The sequence below is a fragment of the Azospirillum griseum genome, from assembly GCF_003966125.1.
Classification (GTDB): domain Bacteria; phylum Pseudomonadota; class Alphaproteobacteria; order Azospirillales; family Azospirillaceae; genus Azospirillum; species Azospirillum griseum.
In genome coordinates this window covers 22,242-32,626 of the sequence record NZ_RXMA01000041.1, presented here as the reverse complement: position 1 = coordinate 32,626, position 10,385 = coordinate 22,242, and the positions used below count along the sequence as shown (strand labels likewise).

The following is a 10,385-nucleotide window of genomic DNA, read 5'->3' as shown; positions in this document are numbered from 1 at the left end:
CCGGCTTCATCAACGCCATGAACCTGGAAGACGTGCTTGGCAAGATCGAGACCGACGGTAACAATGCTCATGTGGACGGCCCTCTCGTCAGGTGGGAGTCTGCAACCACTAATCTATGGCACCTCGATGCCGGGAGCAGCGGTCGTCCACACCATCAACTTGGCTCGCAATGATCGCTGTCTGGCAGGCATACACGCCTGAACCGTGTCTGCATGACGCCAAAGAGGCCACCTGACGATGTTCCGGCGGCTCAAACGCCGCCAGTTTCGACCAAAATCACGCCAGAATGACCATCATTCCCGTACGCATGTACTCGCTACAGCCAAAAAACAGGCCATTTGAGATGCTGCATTGCAAATTTTTGAAACACAGCCATGATTTATACAATTTATCAGAATAATTTTATTGATTGTTGCGCGCGCATGATGAAATCTGCGGACGGGCGGCGTTTTTCTCCGCTCGCCGCCATGGCTGCCGCCAGTCGGTCGGCTTCTCCGTGCGCAACATGACGAGCGGCGATCCGCCGCAGGAGGACATTGTGTCGGACCCATTTGTCGGTGAAATTAAAATTTGGGCCTTTCCCTGGGCACCGGTGGGATGGGCGCTTTGCAACGGCGCCATCTTGCAGACTCAGCAGAATCAGGCTTTGGCGTCATTGCTTGGCTCGCAATTTGGCGGCGACGGGCGGACAACCTTCGGCCTGCCCGATTTGCGCGGGCGCACGCCCATCGGCGTCGGCCCAAGCACGGACACGCCGAGCCTCTACTATGCGACCGGTAAGACGTACGGTGCCGAAACCGTCACCTTGAACGCCACCAACGTGCCATCACACACCCATGCGGTGACCGCCAACCCGGCCAAGGGAACATTGACATTTCCCAGCGGCAACAATTTCGCCACCGTTGTGCCGCAGTTGTCGTCAACAACTCAGCCATTCAACATCTATCTGCCCAACGCGACTGGCGCGGGGATCCCCAATCCGCAAGCGCTAGCCTCTGCCACCGTTTCCACCTCCGGTGGCAACCAGCCGCACAACAACATGCAGCCGTTCACGGTATTGAATTTCTGCATCGCCACGGCCGGTTACTATCCGCCGCGCAACTGACGCCGGGTGGATCGGACTGGTTTTCACCGATTGACGAAAATGGAAGGATGCGTTCCATGGTGGATTCGGTTTTGGGGGAAATCCGCCCCTTCGCCGGCAACTACGCCCCGGAAGGTTGGGCGTTGTGCGACGGTCGGTTGTTGAAGGTCATGGACTATCAAGCGTTGTTCTCGCTTATTGGCACCACTTACGGCGGTGATGGAACCACCACCTTCGCGGTACCGGACCTTCGTGGGCGTCTGCCGGTCGGCCAGGGCCAAGGGGCGGGGTTGACCAACCGCACGGTTGGACAGAGTGGCGGCGCCAGCATGGTGCAATTGTCCACGGCCAACATGCCCTCGCACACACACAGTTTTTCAGTCAGCGGCAACACGGGCACGACCAACACCCCGGCCAGCGGCACGGCGCTGGCGGTTCCGGCACCGCAGGCAGGCGGCACGATGGTCGCCTATGTTTCGCCCACGGCAACCCCCGCCCCGACCTTACAGACGTTTGACGACGCCAGCATCGCGTCAGCCACCGGCGGTAACCAAGCGCATTACAACGTCATGCCTTATATCGCCATCAATTACATCATTGCGATTACTGGACTGTATCCGTCCCGGCCGAACCAGTGAAGGAGAACAGATTATGGCTGACGCGTTTATTGGCGAAATCCGCCTGTTCCCCTATACCTTTGCACCGGCGAACTGGATGTGGTGTACAGGGCAACAATTGACCATCCGGGACTATACGCCTCTGTACGCGGTGATTGGCAACGCCTTCGGGGGTGATGGGAAGACATACTTTAATTTGCCCAACATGCAGGGGCGGGTGGCCGTCGGTGCCGGGGATGATCCGAGCGACACTTTTGACCCCGTTTTCGCTTCCGCGAGCGGATCGAGCACCAACACCCTGTCGGTCATGACCGTCCCGTCGCACACCCACACCCTGACCGGTGCCCAGGCGGGAGCGGCCGTCCGCGCAACCACCCCGGCCGGCAATCTGCTGACAGGCATCGCTTATAAACAGACGGGCAGCACCGCTCCCCCCTTCGTGGCGTTGCCGTACGTGGCCGATCCGGCGACGCCGCCGACCAATCTGGCGGCGCAAACGCTGTCGCCCTTCATCGGCGGCAACAACGGCATAACCCAACCGCACGAGAATCGCCAGCCGGTGCTGGTGTTGCATTGGGCCATCTGCGTCGCCGATGGCGCGTTCCCGGTGCGACCGGATTGATCCGTTCATGCCGGTTTTGAGCTTGCCCCCCGCGCCCGACGCCCTCGTGGCGCGGGGGATTTTTCCGCGCCCCGCCGTTGCGGCGGACGCGGATTTCATGCGCGACGTGTACGTTGCCGCCAGGTGGGAGGAAATGTCCGTCACCGGCTGGCCGCAAGAGTTGATCGTCGCTTTTCTTCACGACCAGTTCAGGCTGCAGACCCAACACTACGACACGCATTACGCCGAGGCGGCGCGTCTGGTGATCGAATGCAACGGCGCGCCTGTCGGCAAACTGTTGCTGCACGATAACGGTCAGGAAATCCGGATCGTCGACATCGGCTTCACGCCCGCCTCTCGCAGGCGGGGAATCGGCGGAGCTTTGGTGGAATGGACGCAGGACATTGCCCGGAGTCTGGGGCGAACCTGCGTCTCGCTGCATGTGGAGCCCAACAACCCCGCCAAACGGCTTTACCACCGCCTGGGTTTTTCCGTCATCGAATTGCGTGGGGTCTATGAACTGATGGAATGGCGGGTCGGGCCTGTCGCCGTCAGTTGAAAACGGCCTGATACCTGAACCCGCCTTCAGGGCGCGGACCGATGCACGACAAAAACATCTCGATCCGTCCCAAGGCGGCGTTCTCCAGCGTATAGATCGCCTGCCCCAGCATCGTTGTCGGGTTTTCCCCGTTGAAAATCAGGATGAAGCCGGGGGGGAAACCTGCCGGCGCTGGGTATTTCAGCGATTCCGCCTCCACCAGGGTCAGAATTTCGTGGTAATCCGGGTAATTCAGCGTGAAATCTTGGCCGATCAGCGGCTGAAACCGTTCCAGGGTCATGGCGCCGTTCCGTGGTTGTTTGCGTAATAGGCATTATCTCCTTTGCACCAAGGGTTCACAACAAATAATGCCAGTCCGCCTGAAATATGACTTTTGAGGTGATTCTCAGGATTCCCAAGATGTTGCCTCTGTGATTCGCTGACTTCAAGACGTGTGCAGCCAGCCGTTCACCGTCCAGCGCGCGTCCGACGGATCGTCGCCGTCCAGCGTCACCGGTGCCACCGCGTGCAGCCGATGGGATGGGAAAAACATCAGAGTGTCGTGTTCGGGATGAAAGCGGGTGAATTCCAACGTTTCCGCCCGCCGTCCGTCCGGCCCATGGTCAAACATCAGCAAATCGCCACCGGAAAACCGCCGGGGTGTCCGGTGAAAGTAATAGACATAGGTCAAGATCCGCGACGCGGCAGGATCGCCGGGGAGGCCGGTGTCGCGATGCATGCGGTAAAACCCGCCGTCAAGATGGCGCGTGATCTGCAATTCCCGCATGGCGACCGGAAAGGGTGCCATGCAAAGACGCTCCAACACCCGTTCGCGTTCAATCAACTCTTCAATCCTGGGCAAGAACCACTCCCGCACCGGGGCGTCGTCGGCCAACGTCGCTGACCGGCGCCTGTCCGGGTTGAGGCGGGCCTTGTCCGTCTGCCCGATTCGCGCTTGATCAAAGCGGGCGTCGTCGGCCTCGACGCGGTTCCACAGCCGTTGCTGTTCTGCCGCGCTCAACACGCCTTTCAGCCGGACGAAGCGGGTGGGGCCGGTCTCCTCCGCCGTTCCGGTCGCCGTTCCGGTCAACAGCGCCGCCAGCCGGTCGCCTTCAACCGTTTTCAGTTCGGCGTAAGCTCGGGCCGCGTCCTCCAGCCGCCCCAGCGCCCGCAGCAGTCCGGCGCGCCGACGGGCGAGGGTGGGATCTTGCGCCCGCGTCGGTGGCGCGTTTTCGATTTGCGCCAGCCACGCCGTCAGGACCGCCGGTTGCGCCAGCCGTTCGACCAGGGTTTCATCGGGGAAGGCGAGGGAAGCTTTTTCTGGGCGACCGGTCATGGTTATTCTTCCTGCAAACGTCGGCGGCGACGTCAGACTGCGGCGTGGAAGCGGGGAAAATCAAGGCGACATGCTGAGAAAATTGTGGCGGCTTTCGCCGTGGGACGGGCAAGGCTGGGGGGTGTGTTCTGATACCAGCCTCGCGCCGTTGCGCCGGGCCGCCGCCGCCGGGTTCCGGGGCAAGGTCGCGCCGCCGCTGCGCCTGTTCCTGGCCTGCGCGGATCGGTCGGTCTGGGCCGCCGCCGCCGCCGTTGGTGCATCGGCGTTCGCCCGCGCCAATGGGTTGAACGCTGTCACCGCCACCTTGTTGTTCGGCGACTGCCTCTTGTCCGGGGCTACCCCGGTGGAAGCCTGGGTCTGGCGTGGCGTTTTCGGCGGACGGCACCCTTTGCCTGCGCGGGCTGCGGGCTTGCTGCTGTCGCGGCTGGGGGATGCGGCGGGACATCGGCTTCTGGCCGACAAAGCGGCGGCGGCGGAACGTCTTGCCCGGGCGGGCGTGGCGGTCCCGGTTCTGCGCGCGAAGGTTTGTCGAGGGGATGCGCCGGACGAGGCCAGCATGCTGACCTCAGGCGCGGTGGCGGGGTTGTTCGTCAAGCCGCGCCGGGGCTGCGGAGGTCGCGGGGCGTTTTCCCTGGTGAAAGAGGACGACGGCTGGCGGGTGAACGGCGGCCCACCGACGGGCTGGCCGAGGCTGCGTTCCCGCCTGCTGCGCTTGGCCGCCACCGACGACCTGCTGGTGCAGGACCGCCTGACGGCCCGTCTTGATCTGGCGGATCTGGCCGACGCCGGACGCGCGCCGGTGCTGCGGCTGACTTCCGCCCGCGCCCCCGGACAGCCGCCATTCCTGCATTCCGCCTTGTTGAACATCCCGGTTCCGGGGCGAGATTCCCGTCATTTTCTGCATGGGGAAATCCACGCGCCGATCAATCTCACCGATGGGCGCATCGCCTGCGGCGTCTCCTTCGCCCGATCGCAAGAACGCCTGACGGCGCTGCCGTGGAACGGCGCGCGTCTGGCCGGTCGGGAGATTTCCGGTTTTTTCGACGCGGCGGCCATGGCGTTGATCGCCGCTGCGGTGATTCCGCCCTTGCCGCTGGTGAGTTGGGATTTCATCATGACCGACGATGGACCGGTCCTGCTGGAGGGCAACAGCGTCGGCAACTGGATCTTGACCAACCTCGCCGGGCGTTACGATCTCGACGCCGGGTCGCCGGGGGCTTTGCTGGCGGCGTGGGCGGCGTAATGCTCCAGCAGCCGGGGGCACAACACCCGCAGGCGTGCCTCTACAGCCGGGTCGCGGGGCTTGTCGCGGAATTTTTCGTTCACCTCCTTGCCCTGAACGTTGCCGAAGGTGAACTCCATGCGCTCAAACAGGTCGGGGACATGGTCCCACAAGGCGTTCAGCAGCTCTTCATGGCGGCGGCGATAAGCGAAATAACCTTCTTCCACCGGCCAACCCAGTTGGTTGACGGTTTCCAGAACCGCCGGATCGCGGGCAACGAAGTCCTCGTAGCGGATCACGGCGTCGAATTTGTCCCGTTCGGCGAAGACCTGATCCAGCAGCAGGAATTTCTCCTCCATCAGGCCGGAATGATTGCGGTAGTTCTTGGTCTTCAGGCTTTGATAATTGTCGTGTGGATCACGCAGCAGCAAGATCGTGCGGTCGGGCCGGAACCGCTCCATGTGAACCGCGACCGGATAGGCCGTGGTGATCACCGTCTTGACCACCATGTCCAGCGCCGTCGTCACCCGTGGCGCAGCGTAATTGTTCAAGGTGTCCACCAGCGCCAGACAATCGGGGCGCTGGGCCAGAAACAGGGTGAAGGCGGTGGCACCACCGGACTGCATGCCGTAGACCAGAACGCGCATGGCGGCTCCTTCAAGACAGGGTGACAGGCGATTTCAGCCAGTCGTCGGCGATTTCGGCGCTGATGAAGACGTAACGCCGGGTGTGGGGCGTCGGTTGGCGGACACTGACGCCGTGAACAGCGTTGATGCCCTGCGGAAAGATCACCATCTGGTTGGCGCGGTAAGGGATCGTGGCAACGACCTCCACCGAATCCGCCGGCAGGGCGTATTTGTCGATATTGGCTGTCGGGCCGTTCGTCCAACGGAACAGTTCCAGATCACCGCCGACCGCGTCATCGTCTTCCTCCCGCAGATAGTACAGGCAGCTGAACAGCCGGTTGGGCATGTCGAGGTGCGGCCCACGGGACGACGACGGCCCGTCGGCCTCCGCGATCGGGGTGTTGATCTCCACCCGGGCGTCTTGCAGGATGCGACAATTTTCAAACCGGTCGCGCATCAGCAGGCCCATGGAGTGACCGAGCAGAGACCCGTCCAGCGCCGCTTTCAGCGCGTCCGGCCAATACTCTTGAAACAGCGCGACCACCTGTTCAAAAAAGGCGGGCGAGCTGTGCAGGTCGACAAACTCTTTCCATGTTGCCGACAGCTCGTCATGATTGATGATCGGCCACGCCGAAAGCTGATAGCGACGATTGCCGGGCGGCCTGCTGCCGCCGCTCCAGGCGATTTGCGCAAAGGTCGGAAAGCCGTCGCCCAACGCTTGGGCCGTCGCAGCGTCCATTGCGTTGGAAATAAAGACATGCGGAAAAGGCGTGGTGTTTATGTGTTCCGGCGTGATGCCGTCGAGCAGGGATTTCATGCGCCTAGACCCTTTTCTTTTATAATTATCACGCTAAAATATCCGTTTAGCGTTATTATTCAAATAAACATTGCCCTTGGGGCTGGAAGGCGATTTACCTTCTCTGAAGGTAGAAACTGATTCATAATAATCAATTAACAGAAAGGAGCGTTTTGTGTTGCTTCCTGATCTTCCCGTCTATCAGACCGACCTGTTCATTCCCACCTACCGACCGATGCGCAGCGGCGATTGGGAGTTGCGCATCGCCGGAATGGTGCTGTGTCCGGGGTATTGGAGCGATGTGCGATTGACCGTCGGCATGGCGGCGCTGGTGCGTGACGGCCACACTTGGATGTCGATGACGCCGATGGAACTGGAAAGCCAGGAAATCGGCGTTTGCCTTGCTCGTGGCCATGTGGCGATTTTCGGCATGGGCATGGGCTGGTCCGCTGCGGTCAGCGCGCTGCGCGACGAGGTGAGTCGGGTGACGGTGGTGGAACGGGATGGCGACGTTCTGGCGTTGCACCGGAAGTTGGACGTGTTTTCGCAATTGCCGCCCACGGCGCAAGCGAAAATCCGCATCGTGCAGGGCGATGCCTTCGAATGGCAGCCCGACGCTCCGGTCGATCTGCTCATGCCCGACATCTGGTTGCCGTTGATGTCCGACGGTCGGGTGGAGGAGGTTCGGCGCATGCAGGCCAACGTTCAAGCCAAAGAAATTTATTTCTGGGGCCAGGAGATGGAGATCGCCCGCCACGCCCGGGCCGCAGGACGCGGGTTCGACGCAGCGGGAATCGCCGCAACCGTCGCCGACTTCGGCTTGCCGCTGATCGGACTGGAAATCCCAGGCTATCCGGAAAAGCTGGCGGCGGCGGCCGAACGCCACATGCGCGGGCGATGGTTTCCGACGTGACGACTGTGCGCGGCGAAGACGGGAATAGAGCAGATTCTCGTGTTAAATCGGAATCGATTTCACGCGAGAATCTGCTCGACAAATCAAAACCTAGATAGAGCGCCGTTGTGCTTCAGATTTCAGGTGCGGCGCTCTAAAAAACGCAGCAGCCTCCTCCGCCCGGGCAATCTCCGGGTCGTGGCAGGCGGCGGGGGAAATGCCGGGGACGGCTTTCGCGGGCGTGAAGGGCGGGGGTGTCATGGTCCGGTCAGCCTATCCTGCCGCCCGCCGCCCGGTCCAGGGGACACCCCGTCGCAGCTCTGGGTTGTTTTTCCAGTCATTCCCCCCGGTCATTCCCCCGGTCATTCCAAGGCGAACAGCGTCGCTTCGATTCCCCGCCGCCCCTGGGCGTCGGCGATGTACAGCGCCACCAGGGCGCGTCCATCCGGCAGCAGCGTCGCCCAGGGATAGCCGAGATCGGGGGAGGGACCATCATCGCGCAGCACCCGCTCCACCGCGTCGCCGGGTGACTGGGTGAGCGGGTCGTAGAGTCTGGCCCGCATTCCGTAGGGGGTGTGGCGATGACCGTAAACCAGCAGAACCCGGCCATCGGGCAATGGGCAGGGGTTGTAGGGGTGGCCAACCACCGCCTGCCGTTCCCACGGCCCCCAACTTTGCCCCAGGTCGTACGAACGGGAGGTTGCCAGATGGTCGTCCAGCCCGGTGGTGCGGTGAAAGGCAAACAGACTGCCATCGGCGGCCAGATGCAGGGCCGTTTCGCAGAATCCGGCCTTGCCCTCTGGATCATGGGCGATCAGGCCGCGATAGGTCCAGCTCTCTCCCCGGTCGGTGGAGTCGAACAGGTGGCTGGCGTAGGTTCCGGTGGCGGGATGGTGGGTGTAGGCGGCTTGCAGGAGGCGGCCGTCCGGAGCCTCGACCGCCCGACCGCGCACCGCCCCGCCGTGGAAGGGGCGTTCGCCGGGCACAAGATCGGGATGATCGGGCAGGGGTGGCAGAAAGCGGTGCGGGGACCATGTCCGCCCGCCGTCATCGCTGAAGCGTGTGTAGCCACCCCAGAAGAGATAGAGGTCGCCGGTGCGTTGCGGGCTGCCGGTCAGGCCGATGCCGCGCGCGCGCAGGTCTTCGCCCACTCCGGCGGGCACGGGGTACCAGCAAAAGCCCGTCAACAGGATGCGCCCGTCACGCAACACCAGCAGACTGGCGTCCTGGTCGGCCGCCTGGGGGTCGGACGGCAGGGCCTGGGGGTCGCCAAGCGGGGTGCCGTCCGGTGCGAGCGTCAGCAGAACCGTCTGGGACCGGGAATCGAGGTGATCGACGTGCTTGGAGCCGGTGTTGCCCAGCATCCACCGGTGATCGCGCGCGCGGCGGAAGGCCACCAGCACGACGCCATCCGCCCGCGTCGCCACCGACGGAAAGGACGCGTAGAACCGGGGATCCCGGTACAGCACACGATGCTCCAACTCCCCAAGCCAGGCCATTCCCGTTTCTTTCCCAGCGCGACGACATGCCTCAGCCACCATAATCACCGGAACGCTCGACCGTCGCTTGAAAAACCGGCATGCCGCAGAAAGAGTACACGCACGCGAACACACGGCATCACAGACGCGGAACGGGAGACGGGCATGAGCATGGGGGTGGCGGCGGAGGCCGGGGGGCCTGGCATGATCGCAAACCTGACCGACGGGTTCCGGGCCAAGCTGCGCACCCGCATTCCGTCGCTGTCGGCGTATCTGCGCAAGGCGCGCGCGGACGGTCGTTACGCCATCTACGATCTGCTCCCCCTTGTCACCGATCCGGAGCTGCGCGACGGGCTGGCCCGCGTGGTCGCCGCCCAATCGCCGCGCACACCCCGTTTCCATCCCTCGCTGGAGGCGCGCGACTGGTGCCGGACCCTTGAAACCGATGGCATCACCGCCGCCTTTGCTCCGGTTGATCCGGCCATCGTCGCTGATCTGCGCGGCTATTTCGAAAACACACCCTGCCACGATCCCTTCCGCCCGCATCTGGGCTGGTTCCGGCCGGCCGATCCGCCCAGCCCGGAATCCAACATGGGCTATCATTCGATCGACCAGATCCTGCGCGCGCCTCACGCGCTGAGCCTGTTGAATCATCCGACCGTGCTGGAGGCGGCGGAGTTGTATCTGGGCTGCAAGCCGGTGCTGGACAATGTCGGCTGCTGGTGGTCCTGGGGCGGGGACAGCTTTGGCGGACGTCAGGGGGCAAAGGGAACGCAGCGCTTTCATCGCGATCTGGACAGCCTGCGCGGCTTCAAGATCTTCTTCTACCTGACCGATGTGGACGAGGATGGCGGGCCGCATGTTTTTGTGAAGGGGTCGCACCGCAGTCGTCGCTTGTCCACGGGCCGGGCGTTGCCGGACGCGGAGGTTGCGGCGGCGTTCGGCACCGCCGACACGGTCACGGTGACGGGACCGGCGGGCAGCTGGTTTCTGGGGGACACCTATGGCGTTCACAAGGGGGCACTGCCGCGTCGGGGGCGGCGTCTGCTGCTGTCGGCCCAGTACAACGTGAACCGGACGCCGCACGGGCCGCGAACCCCGCCACTGAACCGCCAGTCCCCTCTGGTCCCGCCGGGGTTGGACCCGGTCGTGAACCGGATCTACCTTTCCCCCTGACAAGTGATCGGCATCTGTA

General features: G+C 63.2%; 12 protein-coding genes. 7 read left to right on the top strand and 5 right to left on the bottom strand.

Translation table 11 applies throughout. The features are described 5' to 3' along the window. Nucleotides 1-409: 409 nt before the first annotated feature. Genes EJ903_RS24195 through EJ903_RS24180 form a run of 4 tightly spaced genes read left to right on the top strand, consistent with a single transcriptional unit; the run spans nt 410 to nt 2,861 of the window. Entirely contained in the window at nt 410-1,105 is a 696-nt protein-coding gene (locus EJ903_RS24195; RefSeq protein ID WP_210211546.1) for a phage tail protein, read from the top strand. A gap of 56 nt (nt 1,106-1,161) precedes the next feature. Beyond that, nucleotides 1,162-1,722 (top strand): phage tail protein, encoded by a 561-nt coding sequence (locus EJ903_RS24190; RefSeq protein WP_126620324.1) that lies wholly within the window; start codon nt 1,162-1,164, stop codon nt 1,720-1,722. Nucleotides 1,723-1,735: 13 nt separating this feature from the next. Further along, nucleotides 1,736-2,323 carry a phage tail protein gene (locus tag EJ903_RS24185; RefSeq protein WP_126620322.1) on the top strand — a complete coding sequence of 196 codons (588 nt, stop codon included), beginning with the start codon at nt 1,736-1,738 and terminating at the stop codon, nt 2,321-2,323. A 7-nt stretch (nt 2,324-2,330) separates the two neighbouring features. Continuing rightward, the gene (locus tag EJ903_RS24180) at nt 2,331-2,861 is read left to right on the top strand and encodes a GNAT family N-acetyltransferase (protein WP_158628003.1); all 531 of its coding nucleotides are present in this window, start codon (nt 2,331-2,333) and stop codon (nt 2,859-2,861) included. Here the strand turns inward: EJ903_RS24180 and EJ903_RS24175 are convergent. Both EJ903_RS24175 and EJ903_RS24170 read right to left on the bottom strand, forming a co-directional pair. After that, nucleotides 2,854-3,141 (bottom strand): DUF6916 family protein, encoded by a 288-nt coding sequence (locus tag EJ903_RS24175; protein ID WP_126620319.1) that lies wholly within the window; start codon nt 3,139-3,141, stop codon nt 2,854-2,856. The two genes, EJ903_RS24180 and EJ903_RS24175, sit on opposite strands and share 8 nt — an antisense overlap. 144 nt (nt 3,142-3,285) lie before the next feature. Then, nucleotides 3,286-4,176 (bottom strand): 2OG-Fe(II) oxygenase, encoded by an 891-nt coding sequence (locus EJ903_RS24170; protein WP_126620317.1) that lies wholly within the window; start codon nt 4,174-4,176, stop codon nt 3,286-3,288. A 70-nt stretch (nt 4,177-4,246) separates the two neighbouring features. On the opposite strand from EJ903_RS24170, the gene EJ903_RS24165 reads away from it, so the two are divergent. Beyond that, on the top strand, nt 4,247-5,419 hold the full coding sequence (locus tag EJ903_RS24165; RefSeq protein ID WP_158628002.1) for a sugar-transfer associated ATP-grasp domain-containing protein: 1,173 nt from the start codon (nt 4,247-4,249) through the stop codon (nt 5,417-5,419). On the opposite strand, the gene EJ903_RS24160 is transcribed toward EJ903_RS24165, so the two are convergent. Continuing rightward, nucleotides 5,365-6,045: a hypothetical protein gene (locus EJ903_RS24160; protein WP_126620313.1), complete on the bottom strand. Its 681-nt coding sequence runs from the start codon at nt 6,043-6,045 to the stop codon at nt 5,365-5,367. The genes EJ903_RS24165 and EJ903_RS24160 overlap by 55 nt on opposite strands. A gap of 10 nt (nt 6,046-6,055) precedes the next feature. Beyond that, nucleotides 6,056-6,841 carry a 2OG-Fe(II) oxygenase gene (locus EJ903_RS24155; RefSeq protein WP_126620311.1) on the bottom strand — a complete coding sequence of 262 codons (786 nt, stop codon included), beginning with the start codon at nt 6,839-6,841 and terminating at the stop codon, nt 6,056-6,058. A 157-nt stretch (nt 6,842-6,998) separates the two neighbouring features. Here EJ903_RS24155 and EJ903_RS24150 point away from each other — a divergent pair, with 157 nt between their 5' ends. Beyond that, nucleotides 6,999-7,733 carry a hypothetical protein gene (locus tag EJ903_RS24150; RefSeq protein ID WP_126620309.1) on the top strand — a complete coding sequence of 245 codons (735 nt, stop codon included), beginning with the start codon at nt 6,999-7,001 and terminating at the stop codon, nt 7,731-7,733. A gap of 341 nt (nt 7,734-8,074) precedes the next feature. On the opposite strand, the gene EJ903_RS24145 is transcribed toward EJ903_RS24150, so the two are convergent. Then, nucleotides 8,075-9,211, bottom strand: a complete 1,137-nt coding sequence (locus tag EJ903_RS24145; RefSeq protein WP_126620307.1) for a sialidase family protein — start codon at nt 9,209-9,211, stop codon at nt 8,075-8,077. A 144-nt stretch (nt 9,212-9,355) separates the two neighbouring features. Between EJ903_RS24145 and EJ903_RS24140 the strand changes: the two genes are divergently transcribed. Then, the gene (locus tag EJ903_RS24140) at nt 9,356-10,366 is read left to right on the top strand and encodes a phytanoyl-CoA dioxygenase family protein (protein ID WP_246015922.1); all 1,011 of its coding nucleotides are present in this window, start codon (nt 9,356-9,358) and stop codon (nt 10,364-10,366) included. Nucleotides 10,367-10,385: the final 19 nt, after the last annotated feature.